14 protein-coding genes are annotated in these 17016 nt (G+C 50.9%); all 14 read right to left on the bottom strand.

Translation table 11 applies throughout. The features are described 5' to 3' along the window. Nucleotides 1-5 precede the first annotated feature (5 nt). On the bottom strand, nt 6-1052 hold the full coding sequence (locus NE473_RS04425) for an ABC transporter ATP-binding protein (RefSeq protein ID WP_055649294.1): 1047 nt from the start codon (nt 1050-1052) through the stop codon (nt 6-8). 39 nt (nt 1053-1091) lie between these two features. Then, complete coding sequence (locus NE473_RS04420; RefSeq protein ID WP_022031060.1) at nt 1092-2384, bottom strand: alkaline phosphatase family protein; 1293 nt, start codon at nt 2382-2384, stop codon at nt 1092-1094. A 276-nt stretch (nt 2385-2660) separates the two neighbouring features. Then, entirely contained in the window at nt 2661-3536 is an 876-nt protein-coding gene (locus NE473_RS04415) for a ribokinase (protein ID WP_055649293.1), read from the bottom strand. 18 nt (nt 3537-3554) lie between these two features. Next, nucleotides 3555-4697 carry a nucleoside 2-deoxyribosyltransferase gene (locus NE473_RS04410; protein ID WP_055649292.1) on the bottom strand — a complete coding sequence of 381 codons (1143 nt, stop codon included), beginning with the start codon at nt 4695-4697 and terminating at the stop codon, nt 3555-3557. A gap of 15 nt (nt 4698-4712) precedes the next feature. Beyond that, the gene (locus NE473_RS04405; RefSeq protein ID WP_006772595.1) at nt 4713-5666 is read right to left on the bottom strand and encodes a nucleoside hydrolase; all 954 of its coding nucleotides are present in this window, start codon (nt 5664-5666) and stop codon (nt 4713-4715) included. A 62-nt stretch (nt 5667-5728) separates the two neighbouring features. Continuing rightward, nucleotides 5729-6136: a secondary thiamine-phosphate synthase enzyme YjbQ gene (locus tag NE473_RS04400; protein ID WP_006772596.1), complete on the bottom strand. Its 408-nt coding sequence runs from the start codon at nt 6134-6136 to the stop codon at nt 5729-5731. Nucleotides 6137-6150: 14 nt separating this feature from the next. Beyond that, nucleotides 6151-7293, bottom strand: coding sequence for an SIS domain-containing protein (locus NE473_RS04395; protein WP_055649291.1), 1143 nt, complete (start codon nt 7291-7293; stop codon nt 6151-6153). A gap of 1 nt (nt 7294) precedes the next feature. Beyond that, nucleotides 7295-8197 carry a nucleoside phosphorylase gene (locus NE473_RS04390; RefSeq protein ID WP_055649290.1) on the bottom strand — a complete coding sequence of 301 codons (903 nt, stop codon included), beginning with the start codon at nt 8195-8197 and terminating at the stop codon, nt 7295-7297. Beyond that, nucleotides 8187-9137 (bottom strand): carbohydrate kinase family protein, encoded by a 951-nt coding sequence (locus NE473_RS04385; protein WP_055649289.1) that lies wholly within the window; start codon nt 9135-9137, stop codon nt 8187-8189. The genes NE473_RS04390 and NE473_RS04385 overlap by 11 nt, the downstream gene beginning before the upstream one ends. Before the next feature lie 58 nt (nt 9138-9195). Next, a complete protein-coding gene (locus NE473_RS04380; protein WP_055649288.1) occupies nt 9196-11304 on the bottom strand; it encodes an ADP-ribosylglycohydrolase family protein in 2109 nt (702 codons plus the stop codon). A gap of 5 nt (nt 11305-11309) precedes the next feature. Beyond that, a complete protein-coding gene (locus NE473_RS04375) occupies nt 11310-13493 on the bottom strand; it encodes an ADP-ribosylglycohydrolase family protein (RefSeq protein ID WP_242866071.1) in 2184 nt (727 codons plus the stop codon). 92 nt (nt 13494-13585) lie between these two features. Further along, the gene (locus tag NE473_RS04370; RefSeq protein WP_022031069.1) at nt 13586-14428 is read right to left on the bottom strand and encodes a carbohydrate ABC transporter permease; all 843 of its coding nucleotides are present in this window, start codon (nt 14426-14428) and stop codon (nt 13586-13588) included. Nucleotides 14429-14437: 9 nt separating this feature from the next. After that, the gene (locus NE473_RS04365; RefSeq protein WP_022031070.1) at nt 14438-15307 is read right to left on the bottom strand and encodes a carbohydrate ABC transporter permease; all 870 of its coding nucleotides are present in this window, start codon (nt 15305-15307) and stop codon (nt 14438-14440) included. 94 nt (nt 15308-15401) lie between these two features. Further along, complete coding sequence (locus tag NE473_RS04360) at nt 15402-16838, bottom strand: ABC transporter substrate-binding protein (protein ID WP_055649286.1); 1437 nt, start codon at nt 16836-16838, stop codon at nt 15402-15404. Nucleotides 16839-17016 lie beyond the last annotated feature (178 nt).

Below are 17016 nucleotides of genomic sequence, written 5' to 3'. Positions count from 1 at the left end.
ATTCTCTACACCTCTCTTTTCCCGCAGTCCATACCAAACGCTTTTCCGCTGCCATCAAAGAAAAAGAGATGTTTTCGTTCTATGATCAGATTCACCTTTTCTCCCGGCTCGGGCAAATACTCTGAATAATTCTTCATCTGAATCTTACCCGCCTCTGACTCGAAGGTATAGACCGCCTCCGCTCCCAGAAGTTCTCTCGTCTGCACGACAGCCGACAGGACCAGCGCCTCGCCGCATTCCCTGTCAAGGCTGATCCGTTCCGGCCGAAACCCCACATACCGGCAGCCCGGCGGACAGCACACCGCATCATGAAGCCCCTCTGCCGCCAGTATATTCATGGGCGGTGTTCCGATAAACTGGGCAGAGAATATATTTTCAGGACAGTGGTATACCGTCATTGGCTTTCCCACCTGCATGATCTCTCCCTGATTCATAATAACAATTTTATTGCCCATACTCATCGCCTCTACCTGGTCATGAGTCACGTAGATGAATGTCGTACCCAGTCTGTCATGAAGCTGAATCAGCTCGCTTCTCATCTGATTACGCAGTTTTGCATCCAAATTGGATAATGGTTCGTCCATAAGGAACACACTGGGCTTCTTCACCATGGCCCTCGCCAGGGCAACCCTCTGACGCTGACCGCCCGAAAGCTCGCTCGGCTTTCTGCCCAGGTATTCTGTCAGCCCCACGATTTCGCTGACATCCCCGATCAGACTGTCACGTTCTTCTTTCGGAACCCTTCGGTTCTTAAGTCCAAATTCAATATTATCTCTCACGCTCATCGTCGGGTAGATCGCATAATTCTGGAAAACCATGGCGATATCCCGTTTTCCCGGCGGAACATAGTTGACACATTTCCCCGAAATCCATATTTCTCCTGAAGTCGGCTGCTCCAGCCCGGCAATCATCCGGAGAATCGTAGATTTCCCACAGCCGGAAGGCCCGACGATTACCGAAAACGCTCCATCCTCGATCGTCAGATCCACGTGCTTCACCACCGCAGTCTCCCCAAAGCTCTTACAAATATCCTTTAGTATAATCTCAGCCACTTAAAGTCCCCCTTCTTTTGGCCAGGTTAGTATGCCGTATCAATAGTGTGCTAACAATTCATGTAAGCATCTGCCTTCCAGTCCTTCCATCTCTACGCCCAGAACTGCTGCAAATGTCGGCACCTCATCCAGAATGCTGCACTCCCTGATTACGATGTTCTCCTTAAAATCCGGACCCTTCGCCATCAAGACCGGCTGCGGGCCTAAGTGAGGCCGGTGCCCATGAGAGGTCTTCACATAATCGTAATCGGAATCTTCCTCGTTGATAATGGCCCTTCCATCCCATTTTGCTGCAAATGCAACGCCGCCTGCGCCCTCGACCACATACTCAAAGGGACCTGACAGCTGGAATTTTTCCTCGGCTTCGCGCCTCGTATAAATCGCCTGAATCCCAAATGCTTCTGTGTCTTTTGCATATTCCAAGATGGCTTCCACTTTTTTCCGGACCTCTGTATCGGCCGCATCTGCCAGCAAAATCTGGGCAGAAAGCCCTGAAGAATGGCAGTATGCCTGATAACTTGCAAGCTCACCGTGATCGTCCGTCTGAATCAGTCCCTCTTCTTTAAAAAGTACATTCAAATTCACCTGCTTATCTACCTTTAAGTGCCCGTGGTCGCTGACAATGATAAAATTGGTTTCGTCAAACCAGCCGCTGTCTGAAACCGCCTGCTCCAGTCTGCATAGCCAGCTGTCCACTTTCCGGATGGCATCGTCAATCGCCGGTCCAAACATACCGTTTCCATGGCGCGCAATGTCAACTGCTGACACATGAATCATGGTTAAATCAGGCTTTTCATTCCGGATCACGTCTTCTGCGACAGATACTCCGAATTCGTCCAGCTCCGGTTTCGGATGCCAGCCCAGTTTAAACCGGTGTTTTTCGAAATATTTGTCAAACAGCTGCGGGGAACAGTTTTTCTTATATATAATTGCAGGATCCTCCCATTTTTGTAAATCCCATACTTCCGGCAGAAGCCAGTCGATGTCCGCCTGTGCCGTCACCGGCCACATCACGGCGTGAGTTTTAAGCCCCTTCCGGTGTGCCGCGTCGAATATGGTCGGAACCCTGCAGTCCCAGATCTGCCAGAACCAGTCTGGCGAAAGACGTCCCGGCATGACGCGCTCATTGTTGTAAATTCCATGATTCATCAGATTTCTTCCTGTCATCTGAACTACATGAATAGGATATGTCAATGTCGGATAGACACTCATGACCTGCTCCACTCTCGCTCCGCCTTCCATAATTTTTTTAAACCCCGGAAGTGTGGAGGCAAGTTCTAAATCTTCGCCTACCAATGCATCCACAGATATGATTACCATTTTCTTTGCCAAAGTTTTCCTCTCCTTTAAGCTATAGTTATTAATGTATTAACATAAATACATTTAATACTAAAAAATAAAACTGATTTTGTATCTCGTCTTTACCTCCGCTTATTTGTTTTAATGTATTATCTTTAATACATTTATATTATACCGAATATGCTTTCATATTTCAATAACTTTTTTAAATAATTTTCATCCTGCTTTCCACACACTGTTCCGTACAAATACCACCGCCTGGAAACGCCGTAACTGGCAGGAGAAGGGTGGGTCCTCCTGCCGTTATCACTATCTGACTTCCTCCCCCCTCGGAATCGACGGCACCGCCCCTTCTCTCGACACCGCGATCCCCGCCGCCCGGGCGGCCATATCGAGCGCTTCCTTCACATCGCCTTCCAGTTCATATGTCCCCAGGAAGTACCCCAGAAACGTATCGCCGGCCGCAGTCGTATCCTTCACTCCGAAGTGACAGGCTTCCTGCCGCAGGATCGTGTCCCCCTGGCAGTACATGGAGCCGTCTTCTCCCAGCGTCAGAACAACAGCCATAGCGGGATACCGGGTAATCAGATTTTTAACTATCTTCTCCGGCTCCTCTTCTCCGGTCAGGCCATATCCCTCCGTCTCATTAATCACGAGCCAGGAAACCGGAGACAAGTCCATATGCAGCACCGTATCATCGATCGGGGACGGATTAAAGGCGATCCGCATCCCCCGTTTTCCCGCCATTTCAATCAGATATGGAACATTGCTGATCTCATTCTGGGATACAAGAATATCTCCTTCCCGGAAATGGGACAGAACCTCGTCGATCTCCGCCGGACTGATCTCTCCATTGCTTCCCGCATAACAGATGATTGCATTCTGGCCGTCCTTATCCTTCTGTATGATGGCGCTGCCGTTCGGCCCTTCGCTGTTTTTCAGCCAGGTACAGTCCACGCCGTTGGCCACCAGGATCTCTTTCAGGAATCCGCCGTCATTTCCAATCCTGCCGGCGTGAAAGACCATGGCTCCGGCTCTCGCCATCGCCACTGACTGGTTTAAGCCTTTCCCGCCCGGGAAATCCTTAAATCCCACAGCGGAAATGGTTTCTCCCGGCCTGACAATGTGCGGAACCGAGTACACATGATCAATATTCAGCGAACCATAATTTAAAATCCGAGCCATGTTCTGAAACTTCCTTTCTCACTCCTTCAATTCCTTCGCCGCCCGCTCGATAATCTGTTCAAAATCCCCCTCATAAATCTTCATGGAACTTCCAAACATCAAATTGGCCGGATAATTGAAATTCTCCACATTGCATCCCGTCATATCCCGGAACTCTGCCGCTTCACCCAGATGAGGAATCTTCTCGATGCACGGCCTTGCATCTCTCATATAGCCAAACAGCTTTTTCCCCATCTCAAATCCCATACCGCATTCAAATCCCACATCATTGGAGCACTCATAGCCGCGGTAATCATTCAGATCAGCGATGACGGCATCACAGCTTCTCACCAGCCGGCAGTAATTCTCCGTCAGCGCAGCCGCCCTCACATAGGGATTGGCGCTTTCTGTCTTCGGGAATCCGTCCGCCCAGTCACAGGGAGTGACAGCCTCCAGACCGTAAGAAGCGCAGAGCTCCTTCAGGCGTCCGTAGACCTCCCTGGCGTCCTCTTCATACCGGATCACATCGGATAAGTAAACTCTCGGCTTCACCGGAGCGTTGACCGGATCATGTGTCTCATTAGTCCGGCCCTGCGCCTTATTGGCCTCCCCGGACGCCTCCGGAACCTGCGCTGCGGCCATGGCGCCCGATCTTCCCTCTGCCTTCCACTCCTCCTCCAAATCTGTCATCAGCATGGCGAGGCAGTCGTCGAAATCACCTTCTACGATCTTCGTCGAACCTACCACGGTTGGTGAAAATGGCAGTTCCCTGTAAGGTGCTTTTTTACCATTTTCATCATAGACAATGCCATCCTTCATCACGTACTTCTGATCTTTCCATGCCAGGGGGCGCTTATCTCTCGTATAGCCGTAGCATTTTAATCCATCCGCATATGCCATTCCGATCTCGTAGATGGTTCCGCTGTCCGCTTCAGAACCGCGGTACGCCTCTAAGTCGGCGATAATGACCGTAGTTTCCTTCATTATCATTTTCAAATCCGCAAAAATACTGTCCGCCCGCTTCTGAAGCTCCGGATTCCCCATGTCCAGCGGATGCTCGTTGGGAAGCGTAACGCCAAAGCCCAGGCTCTCCGCCCTCCGTCTCATTGCATTTAAAATATCCGGTCCGCCCTGATAGAAGCACTCGGGGCCGGCTATATAAATTTTTTCTTTTTCAAACATGTATAAACCTCCCGTTTAAGCCAGCACAAGCTTCATGAGAAGCTTTAAGAATCTCTCATAATCGGCGCTCTCTCCGATTTCCACAACCGGCAGCGATTCCCATACGAAATGGTGTCTCCGGTCCAGCACCGTCATCCCCAGCGTCAAATCACTCTTCGTCTCAATACCCACGTGCCCGGAAATGGTCTTTACCAGGGTAGCATCGATAGCGTATCCCACCGCCATACAGTCAATTACCGCACAGTACGCCTCAAAGCCTTTTTCATTTACAAAATGAACTGCCTGTAAAAAGAACTTTGCCTCCGGCTTATCGCTCGCCTCCAGCATACGGATATCTTCATCTGTCAAATTCACATCGAAATGAGTCGCCACGTCGAGGCCCAGAGCCACCAGCTTCACGCCGGAATTGTATACAATATCGGCCGCCTCCGGGTCCACATACACATTCCATTCGCTCTGCGGCGTATCGCCTGTAGCATTGGTATATGCGTAACGGTTCAGTCCGAACGCTCCTGATATGGCATAGATTCCGGCGATCATCTCCTTGATCTCAGGCGCCTTTTTCATAGCCATGGCCACATTGCTCATCGGGCCGGTGCAGAGTATGTAAATCTCTCCCGGATTTGCCTTTACCGTATCTATAATCAATTCCACAGCATTCTTATCACTCAGCGCAGTCACCGGATCGGGAAGATAATTTTCTGCCTGGCCATCCTTTCCATGGGTAAACGGGTCCTTCGGGCACTTTCTCACCATGGGCTCCGGCATTCCCTTTCCAACCGGAATATCCGTTCTACCGATCAGTTCCAGCACCTTCAATGCATTTTTGCTGGTTACATCGACGCGGTAGTTTCCATTTACCGCTGTAATCGCCTTTACCTCCAAAGCGTTTGATTTACAAGCCATAATAATGGCTATGGAATCATCCATACCCGGATCACAGTCCAGGATTATTTTCTTCTTATCCATTTTATTCTCCTCTTTTCTTAATCTGAATGCTCCTGAAAATTTTTCAGGAACCGGATGTGTTTCTATGCATCCGCCTGAATCTTCACATAAAATTCCCGGTTTCTTGGTCCGTCAAATTCCAGGAAATAGATCCCCTGGGAACCACCCACCAACAGCTTTCCCTCATGCACGATAAAATTCCCGGAAATGCCGAGAAGCGCCGATTTTACGTGGCCCGCCGCATCCTGCGGAGTATCGTGCTGGTGTTTAAAATCAATCCGGGTCGGCACCAGCCTGCGGATCTCCTCGTCCAGATCCAGGAACCCGTCCGGATCCCATGGAGAAAATACCGCCAGCCCCGCTGTGGAATGAGGGTTGTAAACGAGGCAGGTGCCCTCTTTTACTCCGCTTTCCTCCACCGCCTTCTTTACGTGTTCCGTAATATCGTAAACCTCATTATACTTCGTCTTTATTTTAAAGTTTTTCAGCATTTTTCCATCCTCCGCTATTTCAAAACGATCTCATTATTCTGGACACAGAAGCCATTTTCGCAGAAGCTCCATGGTCCTTCACATCCGCGCCCATACTCCTCTCCCAACATGGCGGAGAGGTAACCGGCGAGAAGAGACATCGGAACGAACTGGGTCACCGGCATATTGACCGGATATTTGGGAGACGGCACGGTTACACAGGATACGCCTTCCGTTCCAGCTCCATCGGTGATGACTAACATCGGCCGCCCCAGCTTCTTTCCATAACGAATGACGTCCTTTGTCCTGCTTAGCCCCGGATTCGTGGTATTGGACACCACCACGGTGCCGATGTGTTCCGGGTCCTTGGCGAAACAGTTCAAATGGAACCATTCCTCCGAGTTGATATGCATGGAAAATTTTCCTGTGGCCTCCAGCATCTTCGCCTGGCCAAACCATGCCGCCGCGTAGTCAAAGCCCGCTCCCACAAAATCGAAGCAGGGGAAATCCTTCCATTCTTCCGCCATCTTGGCACACGTTTCTGCCATCTGCGGCAGAAGCGCTTCCAGCAAATCCCCCTGATTTTTCATATCATAGCGGTAGTCCATGGCCTGATCCATGGTGTACATGCCCCGCACCTCACCGATACGGACAGCCAGCAGAAGGAGCGCCATCACGCTGACCATATAGCTTCTCGTTCCCGGCGCGCTCTCAAAGGGCGGAATATCCAGCTTCAGCACCTTATCCGAGTTCTGGGCCAGTGGGGAAGTCAAATTTCCTGTGATTCCAAGGACGAAACAGTCATGGAATTTCGCCCGCTGAACCGCCTCCGAAATTCTGGCCACGCGGCCCGAATTGCTGACCACAATCACCAGGGGATTCTGACAGTCCACGCCCATGTGGCGTTCACTGTAATACCGGCCAAAATCGATGGCTGTCACCACCTCAGCCTGAATCCCCGTCAGCATCTCAAACACATGCTTTGTGGCCATACACGCCGCATAGGAATCCCCGCATCCCGTCAGCACCACACGCTGAATATTAAATATCTCCTGAAAAGACAGGACTTTCCTGGTCTTTGGTTCCAGGTCCTCATACTGGCTCCGAATCAGCTCCGGAAGGCTCATCGCCTGTCTGCACATGGGATTGTCATACTCTTTCGTCAGTCTTTCACTCATATCACTGTTTCTCCTCTGCCTTTTTCTCGTTCTTTTCCTGATCTAACCGGTTTAAGACCGCACAGCCCTCCAGTGCGATATCAATCGCAAACTCATGGCCGCCGCCCGCTTCAAACTTCTCTCCGGTGCAAAGATTATCCGCAACGGAACAGATGGAACCGCCCCTGCGTCCAAACAGCGCGGACAGAGTCACGATCGCCGCTGACTCCCGGTCGCCGTTCAGCACACCAGCCCGGTTGTAGATTCCGGCTGTTTCAATATTCCATGGCTGTAAGTATCCGCCGACGCCAGGCCTGCCTCCGCCCACAAAATCGCTGTCCACAGACAAGGTCACGCCCACATGGTACGGCGCTCCCAGCGCTTCGGCGGCTTCCACCATGGCGCCTACCACCTCATAGTGGCTGACCGCCGGATATCCTGCCGGTATGTACGCTTTCGTCATGGCCTCTTCCCTGACCACACCGCTGGCGATCACCACGTCTCCGGGCTTCACCTCATCACCGATTCCGCCGGAACCGCCGACCCGCAGAAACGTTCCCGCGTCCGTATATTCCATAAAATCGTATAATATCAGTTCCATTTCCGGCGATCCGCTGCCGCCGCTGACCACGGTGATCTTCGCTCCTTTATACGTTCCGGTATAAGAGGTAAACATCCCGGAATTGCCAATCAGCTCTGCATGGTCCAGTCTGTCCGCAATCTTCTTCGCCGGGTCCTCATCATAGGCACACAGGGGATCCCTCACCGTAATCAGGACAAAATCCCCCACCTTTTCGTGGTCAATCTGGGTAAGCGCCGGGCGTCCTTTGATCATGAGCCCCCGTTCCGGTACATTTTTATAGTACTCATACTGCTCGTGAATCCGTCTGATGGATGGTTTCTTTCTGATTTCCTCACTCTTCATTAAACTTCCGTCCTTTCATTGCCTCTAAAAGTCTCTGCGCGGCCTCCCGCTTCTCCGCCCCGATTACCTCAGGAACGCCATACTGCTCCAGACACATGGCGGCCGAAATGCTTCCCATCAGACCGCACTCCTCCGGAGTATGGCCGCTGCACCAGCCGTAAAGAACCGCACCCGACGAGCTGTTGCCGCCGCCTGTAGGGTCCACCACATACGCGCCGTCTGCCGTAGGTACGTACACGGTCTCTTCCTGCGTGATCATCACCGCTCCCTTAGAGCCTCTGCGCAGAAAAACCATCTGCAAATGATTCTGCCGTACAGAGTGACTCGAACTGTCCAGCCATTCCCTGAATGTTCCGATTATCTCGTCCAAACGCTCTGTACCGAATAAATTCCTGGCCTCTGTTAAATTGATCGAAAAGATATCCACACTTCCGGCTGTCCGCCTCACCTCGTCCAGGCATTCCGGACAGGTGGAATCGCTGGCGATCTCCCACAAGGCGGCGGCTTTCCGTTTCTCCATCATGGGAAGGACCTGCTCCCAGAAATCCGGGGAGGTATTCTTGAAAATATAGATCCCCTTTGCCGATTGAAAATACGGTTCCAGCTCGTTTGGCGTCACCTCGATCTTCCGGTAATGATCCGCTCCGTACAGGGCCGTCTCACTCCGCTCCCCATCCTCAAAATACTGGATTATGTTATAAGGCGTTTTCTCATCCTTCTCAATCAGCCCTTCCATGGAAATATGGTTCTTCTGATACCAGTCTCCGAACAGTTCCCCGTAATCCCTTCCCACACCTGTCACAGGCATGACGCTGCTGCACCAGAGCCGGATTCCGCACAGCGCATAGATTCCGGCTCCTCCAGCCTTTTTTACCACCGTTTTTTTATCTGCAAATCTAATCTCGTCAGTCACAACCGTTGATGCTATGATATAATCCATGTCCTGCCTCCTGTTCTGCAATCCGGATATTCTGCTCCGCCGTGCGCCGGAACGTTTTCTATGAAACAATAAAGCTGTCGCAGGTCATCGTTCCCTTCGAAATTGTAAATCCGGCTCCGCCGCCCTGATAGGTGCCATCCGTCACCTCGATTAACGTTTCCCCGTTTACCGAGAATTCCAGTTTCTCCCGGTGGGCCCCAAAGGTAAGCGTATATCCCGTGTCCTCCTGATAAGAATAGGGAACCTCCGCCAGTATCACCCGTTCTCTGTCCTTCTGAACGTATACCACGGCACGGCTGTAATCCATGAGCGCTGCTCCATAGTATCGTTTATGGCCCCTGCTCCTCACAACCAGACCGCCAGCCTGGTGAAGACTGTAAAAGACCGTCGATGACACGGTATAATCTTCCCATTCCCTGGTACCGATCGTTACCAGCCCGTCTTCCTCCACATTGGAGACACAGTAGGTGTGTTTGAAATCAGCCGCAAACTGAACCGCGGAACTGGCAAATCCGGCCAGCCACAGCGGATTGGTATTCCATATGGAAGTCATCAGCATGCCCCTCTGTGCAAAATCCGTGGGCGCTCCCTTCCAGTCGATGCTGCAGATCACCACATCACCGTCGAAGCGTTTCCTGCTCGCAGCTTCATAGCCCAGTTTAAAGATGGACATGCCCTTCGTATCCGGTACGGTCCATTCAAAGGTTTTCTTCGTTTCATCCAGCAGAACCGCATCCCCATACATGGCTCTCACCTGATTTTCAATATCATAATAGAGAATATAGGGGCGCAGAGTCACCTCATTCCGGCCGGAACTTCCGGGAGAACTGACCACCGCTGCCTCCGTCACCACCTTCTGGGAGGAGTACAGGGTCGGAGAAGCCACCGTGGAAAAGTTCTGTGCCAGCTTCGAGAAATCGATAAAGGTCTGGGTGGAAACATTTGCCGTCACTCCGTCCGCCACATGGCGGCAGCTGATCAGCAGCCCGTTCTCCCCCGATCTTTCATTATAATTGGACAGCGTGACGGCGGCCTGGCTGCCGTGGTCATAGTCACAGGGTGCAAAGCCCTGAAGAGAGCCGGGGTATTCAAAGGTGTACCGTTTATCCGACACAGGAACTGATTCCCCGTGCAGGGCACCCGCGGCCTTCAGCACCTTCCTGCTCTCTGACACCGCATCCGATACCACCGATCCGCCATCCGAGGTGACGACATACATCAGATCGGCCACCGGCGTCCGGAAGTCCGCACCGGCGTTAATCCCGTCAAGCCCCAGCCGGATTCCGTTAAAAGCGCCCACATTGCCCGCATTGCAGTCCGTATCCCAGGCAGCCGAGGATGCGATGGAAATGGATTTCTGGAAATCATCTCCGCCCAGCAGGATTGCCGCGATCACCATGGCGTGATTGGGAATCATATGACAGCAGCCCGGAAATACTTCATAGCCGTATTTCGGGTCTAAGTAATCCCGAACCTTTCTCCAGTCAGATTCTCTGCTGCAGATATCCCGGACATCACCGATCATATCCTTTAGAACCTGATTTTTCACATAGGCACCAGCCCGGTCCAGAAGCACGTTCACGTCTTTTTCCGTAAATGCCATCGCCTCCAGCGCCGCTAAATGGCAGGCGGCTTCAACCGCAATGCCGTCGTGGCTGACACTGGCTGCCTTTCTTACCAGGCTGACCGCCAGATCCGGATCATCGGGACACGCCATGGCAATCGCGTCAATGAAAATCTGTGCTCCGATCTGCTCCGCCAGCGTCGTTCCATTTGTCTTGATGGCTCCGCTCTCCGGTGCATTCATGCCGTTCTTCAGATTCAAAAAGGCGGTATGCTCTGTCGACCGGCCCAGGCCGCCCCACCAGAGGATGGTCCGGTTCTCGATAATATAGTTGAGCCACGTATCTCCAAATGCCTTTGCAGGCAGCTCTCTGTCATACCCATTGTCCTCCAGGGCCCGGAAAAACGCGAATGTCCCTGAGATATCATCATCTGCCACAATCAGCGGAACTCCCACTTTCTCGTGAACGTAGTACTTCACCTCATCAAAGGTCTCCCGGATCTTATCGTAACTCCAGCCTTCTACGGGGCGGCCCAAGTAGACACCGATAATCTTCCCCAGCACTCCCGCATAGATCTGTTCTCTGAATTTTAATACACTCACACTTTTTACCTCTCAATCTTTCTCACTTCAAAGCCGTCTGCCAGGATCGCCCCGGAATCTACGACGAAGCCCGCTCCGCCGCACAGATAGCTCTCATCCAGCCCGCTCACCACTGTTTTTCCGTCCACCGCCAGAGAAAGTTCCGGGCCATCCAGCGTAAAGGCAAGCTTCCTGGTATCATCAATCTCAAAATCAAATGCAGCTTCTGCCACCACGGTACGTTCTGCGTCACACTGCTTATAGATCACTGCCTTTTTGTCCTTCAGCACTGCCCCGTAATACCTTCTGTGTCCTTTCGCCCTGGCCACCAGGCCCGCTGAATCCTGCTGTGAAAACGTAATCACAGAACTCACAGTATAGTTATCCCAGTCCATGGTTCCCGTCGTCGCAACACCGTTGGGCGCTGAGTGGGAGATCGAAAATGTGGTCGTATAATCCGGGCAGAAATGATCTGCAGATGAGACAAATGTCTTCAGCCACGCGGTTGTTGTCGTCCACGGGGTCAGAGTCGGCGTCATTTCCATGGATTTTCTCATGCGGTAACACTCCGGAGCCCCCGACCAGTCGAGTGATTTCAAGGTCACAGAACCGTCCAGACGGGAACAGCCTGCCGCTCCGCTCAGCCCTTCCATCGGATTTCCGGGCAGTTCGCCCTGTGCACCGCTTCTTAAGGACAGCCCCAGGCGGTAAACTGCATGGCCTCCCACGTCGGGAATCAGCCATTTTAACTGATTATCCCCGGCATGAAGGCGGAAGGCGCTGCTGGATACAGTCTCCAGCTCATCTTTCTCATTGAAGTACTCAATAAAAAAGGTAAATACCGGATTTTCCCCTTCCCCTGCCGCAATCACAGCCTTCACCTCCTGACCGCTGTACAGGGAAGGCGAACAGAGCACATCAAAATAGCTGGTACCTTCCTTCCCCTTCGGCTGAAGGTCAATAAACGTATCGATGCAGGCTGTCGCATGGACTCCGGGTCCTAAGCCGCGGTAAGAAAGGCGGCAGCCGTACTCACCCGTTTCCTCATAGGGATTGTCGATCCCGCACAGCACCTGTTCTTCCGTATTTTTATCATAGGGAACCACGCCCTGAACGGCCCCCGGATATTCAAATGCCAGACGTTCCTCCGGGAAATCAACCGGTTCAAACTCCAGACGGCATGCCGCCTTTAAGATTTTCCGTGACTCCTGCACCGCATCTGAAATGCAGGAACCGCCGTCGCTGGTAACCACATACAGACGGTCCGCCACGGCTTTCCTCAAATCCGTGCTCCTCTTAAAGCCTTCGAGCCCCAGACGGATGCCATTGAGGCAGCCGACGTTGCCGGAATTGCAGTCCGTATCCCAGCCGGAGCTGCAGGCAATCATACACGATTTGTGGAAATCGTCACCGCCCATGATGAATGCCGTCAGAAGCGTCAGATGGTTCGTGACCATCGGGCAGTTGCCGGGGTACTTCTCATATCCGTGGTTCTCTGCAATCCACTGCCTCACTTCCCGCCAGTCGGAAGCCTTCGCACACTGTTCCCTGACAGCCCCCACAAGACGGATAAATTCCGGATTCTCAATATAAGCGAGCCCCGCGTCCAGAAGCCTGTCGATATCCTTCTCCACAAATGCCATTGACTCCATAACCGCCAGATAAACCGCCGCGTCGACTGCGATTCCGTCATGGCTGACGCTGGCTGCTTCCCTCGCCATCTTAGCCGCACGCTCCGGATTCCCCGGATTTGCCATGGCCCATGTATCGATAAAAATCTCCGAACCGATCTGTTCCGCCATGCTCCGCCCGTTTAGCTGGATGGAACCGCTTTTGGGAGCCCTGATGCCATTTTTCAGACGGAGATATGCGGTATGCTCCGTGCTCCGTGAAAGGCCGCCCCACCAGAGGATGGTCTCATTTTCAATGATATAGTTAAGCCAGCTGTCCCCGATCTGCTCCGCCCGGATCCCCGGATCGAATTTGTTGTCCTCCAGGCTGCGGAAAAACGCGAAGGTTCCCGAGATATCGTCATCCGGAACGATCAAAGGCGCCCCGGTTCTGTGATTTTTATAGTAGTTGATCTCACCGAAGGTGTCCCGGATCGCCTCGTAGGTCCACCCCTCTACCGGCCGTCCCAGATAGACGCCGATGATCTTTCCGAGCACTCCGGCATAGATGTCATTTTTAAAACGAATGATATTTTTCACGTTAAATCCCTCCATTTTCTGTCAATAACAGGCTCTGACAAGTCCAGTTCTTTCATTGCCGGCCTCTGTACCGCCGTGTTTTATGTGTACGTCTAGCCTTTCACTGCTCCGCTCACCATGCCGTCCACAAAGTATCTCTGTGCGCAGAGGAAGAAAACGACGATCGGCGCAATCAGGATTACCGAAGAGGCCATAAGAATGGACATGTTGGAGCCGTAGCTTCCGTTCATGGATAAGAATCCCAACGTCGCGGTAAAATTCTTTTCTCCCTGTAAAAAAGTACTGGATACGAGATATTCATTCCACGACTGAAGGCCGATCAAAATCCCAACAGTAATCAATCCCGGTGAAACCACGGGACGCATGACATGCCAGATCACCTGTCCGGTGTTTGCCCCGTCAATTCTGGCGGCATCCTCCAGTTCCTTCGGCACATTTAAGAAAAATGTTCTCATCAGGAACACTGACAGCGGCATGAACATGGCTGCCAGAATCAGACTGGTCGCCGGAATATTTCCAATCAGGTTAAGCTTTGCAAATGCATAATACAGCGGGAATAAGAACAGCTGGATCGGCACAGTCATCGCCATCATAAAGTAGGTCAGGATGATGCCGCTCCCTTTGATCCGGTACCCCGACAGCACATAGCCCGCCAGAGTGGAACAGACCAGAATAATGAGAATCGTACAGCCGCTCAGCTTGATACTGTTGATAAACCCATGGGCAAATTTACCCGTCGTCCACGCCTGAATAAAATTCTCCAGATGAAGCACTTTGGGAATCGACAATGGATTCCTTACGATTTCAGCATTTGTCTTAAAAGCGTTGATGACCACCAGTGCAATCGGAAGCAGACAGATAAGCAAAAGCAGAATCAATACAACATGAATCAGCACATTGATCCATATTCTTTTCTTTTTCGAAGAAACTCCCATATTCTCCTCCTAATCCATGTTTTCTTTGCGGCTCATTCGCGTATAAATCAGAGAAGCAATCAACCCAAAGAAACTCATAAAGAGACCAACCGCGGCCGCCTTGCCTACTTTCATCTCACTGAATGCAAAGGAGTAGGCGTATGTACCAAGTACCTCTGTCGAATGTGCCGGACCTCCGCCGGTCAGCAGCTTGACGTAATCAAATGCAAGGAAGGAACCAATGACTATCATTACAAACATCAGGTTTACCGTGGACTTAATATTCGGCAGATAAATGTAGCGGAATAACTGCCATCCATTACAGCCGTCGATTCTGGCTGCCTCCACCTGATCGGTCGGCGTCTGTCTTAAGGCCGCTAAGTAGATTACGGTTAAATAACTCCAGTAATGCCAGATATCGACGCCTGCGCAGGCAAATATCGCGCTTTTCATACTGGCAAGAGGCGAGCCTAAATCAATCCCAAAGTTCTTAAGAAAGGATACGACCCCTACAACCGGGCTGAAAATAACGTTCAGCCACAGCATGGCATTTACCGCGGGAGCCAGAACGTAGGGAATTAAAAAGGCCACCTGATAGATGCTTCTCGTCCTGGACCTTGAGAGAAGAAGCATAGCCGCCAGCATGCCGATGCACACCGGTATCGTGATGAACATAATGGTCCAGATTAGATTATTGCGGATTGCCATAAAGAAAATCCTGTCATGAAACAGCTCTTTAAAATTCTGCAGTCCTATGAAATTAAAATTCTGTGAAATACCGTTATAATCCGTAAAGGAATAGACAATGGTCATGATTCCCGGGAGCAGGATAACGGACACGCTGATCAGCAGCGCCGGAGCAATCAAAAGATAATTCCAGTTTATCTTTTTACTCTTCATTGGAAACCTCCTCTTCATTGGAGAAAAATGACCGGTATGCTGATTCATTTCTGCATACCGGCCATCTCCCTTCATCCCTTTTCAATCGCGTTTATCAGTTCATTGCCGGTTTTGGAATCGGAGGTACAAGGCCCTTAGCCAGTGCTTCCGCAAAATCCTTGTCTACCTTATCCAGATAATCGTTTACCGATACCGTATCGTACCAGACATCCTCAATATTCACCATGCTCTGCTGAGTGGAGGCCGGGAAGAATACATTATCATAGTAACCGAAATTTCCTTTATCTACTGCAGCTGAAATATTCTTTACCACATCAACAAAAGACTGTGATAAGTATCCCATCTGACTGGTGTCAATCGTGGATAAATCTTTCAGGGGCGTTCCCCAGTATCCCGGCCATGCAGCTGTCATCTCCTGCATAAATTCCGGCTGGAACATCATATCAATAATTTTGGCCGCTTCATCCTTATGTTCCTGGCTCACATTTGCATTGATGGAAAGCGTGCAGGAAGCACCCAGAGTATACGTTTCGTTAGGAACGGTTTCTGTGGAAGGGAATGGAATAAACGCAATATTTTCCGTCTTATCCCCGGTAAAGAAGGAGGCTGCCCACTGGAACGCGATTGACGGTCCAACAAAGAACGGCGCTTTTTCATCAGACAACAGCTGCAGTGATTCGCTGAAATTCAAATTCACATAATCATCGCCTGCGAGATATCCTTTATCCCACCATTCTTTTGACTTATCAATGGCCGCGGTCACATTCGGATTATTCCATTTTTCTTCTCCGGTCAGACACTTGTACATGGTCTCAGGCCCTGCAACGTGAGTTAAAAATACGGAAGCATAGTTTTCATTTACCGGTTTCCAGCCTTTGTTTCCCGTGACAGAAGCGTATAGTCCTTTTGCAAGGGCATCATCCATAATCTTTTCCATGTCCCCGATGGTCTTCGGTACTTCCCAGCCGTTATCAGCAAGTACTTTCTTATTATAAAAGACTCCCATCGTGCTGACCCCGCTGATTAAACTGTACAGTTTGCCGTTTACGGTGCCTGATTCATAGAAAGGTTTCAGAATCCGGTCACTCCAGCCATATTTTTCCGAGTATTCATCCAACGGCTCCAGTTTGCCTGCCTCCACAAGCGGCATAACGAAAGACGGGCCGGAACCGTATACAATATCTGGTCCCTGATTTGCCGCCAGAGCGGTTGACATATCCGTATCAACGGAAGGTCTGAATTCAATCGACAGCTTATACTGATCCTGAGAACTGTTATACTTATCTGCAAGAATCCGCTGCATCGCTTCCTGCGCGTATGGCTCCGCTCCCCAGAACCACAGGGTAATCTCCTCACGCCCTTTTAAGTCCTGGCCTGCTGTCGTCTCCTGGGCCGCCGAAGCTGTCTCTCCTGCAGCTGTTACCCCCGATGCATCACTCTCCGGTGTGCTGGTGGTAGATATGCTGCACCCCGATAAAAGAGTTCCTACCATAGCCGCTGATAAAGCTGCTGCAAAAAGTCTTTTTTTCATTTCCTTTTCTCTCCTTTTTCACTGATTTTTTCACGATACCCGTCGACTTTTGATAAATTTATGATAAATATTTGTGTAATTTCATTATATCATTTTATCTACTTTTGTCAATACGAAAAATAAATTCAGAATTTTCATATTTATATGGATTCTAATTCGTGTTTTATTCTTATTTATC

Origin of the sequence: Hungatella sp. SL.1.14 (genome assembly GCF_024460495.1) — a bacterium.
GTDB lineage: Bacteria > Bacillota > Clostridia > Lachnospirales > Lachnospiraceae > Hungatella > Hungatella hathewayi.
Note: the sequence above shows the minus strand (reverse complement) of the source record. Positions and strands in the feature narration are given on the sequence as shown.

Excerpts from the sequence above, each read along its gene's own strand:
- NE473_RS04415 (WP_055649293.1), bottom strand. The coding sequence starts at position 3,536 with ATGGCTCGGATTTTAAATTATGGTTCGCTGAATATTGATCATGTGTAC.
- NE473_RS04410 (WP_055649292.1), bottom strand. The coding sequence starts at position 4,697 with ATGTTTGAAAAAGAAAAAATTTATATAGCCGGCCCCGAGTGCTTCTAT.
- NE473_RS04405 (WP_006772595.1), bottom strand. The coding sequence starts at position 5,666 with ATGGATAAGAAGAAAATAATCCTGGACTGTGATCCGGGTATGGATGAT.
- NE473_RS04400 (WP_006772596.1), bottom strand. The coding sequence starts at position 6,136 with ATGCTGAAAAACTTTAAAATAAAGACGAAGTATAATGAGGTTTACGAT.
- NE473_RS04395 (WP_055649291.1), bottom strand. The coding sequence starts at position 7,293 with ATGAGTGAAAGACTGACGAAAGAGTATGACAATCCCATGTGCAGACAG.
- NE473_RS04390 (WP_055649290.1), bottom strand. The coding sequence starts at position 8,197 with ATGAAGAGTGAGGAAATCAGAAAGAAACCATCCATCAGACGGATTCAC.
- NE473_RS04385 (WP_055649289.1), bottom strand. The coding sequence starts at position 9,137 with ATGGATTATATCATAGCATCAACGGTTGTGACTGACGAGATTAGATTT.
- NE473_RS04370 (WP_022031069.1), bottom strand. The coding sequence starts at position 14,428 with ATGGGAGTTTCTTCGAAAAAGAAAAGAATATGGATCAATGTGCTGATT.
- NE473_RS04365 (WP_022031070.1), bottom strand. The coding sequence starts at position 15,307 with ATGAAGAGTAAAAAGATAAACTGGAATTATCTTTTGATTGCTCCGGCG.
- NE473_RS04360 (WP_055649286.1), bottom strand. The coding sequence starts at position 16,838 with ATGAAAAAAAGACTTTTTGCAGCAGCTTTATCAGCGGCTATGGTAGGA.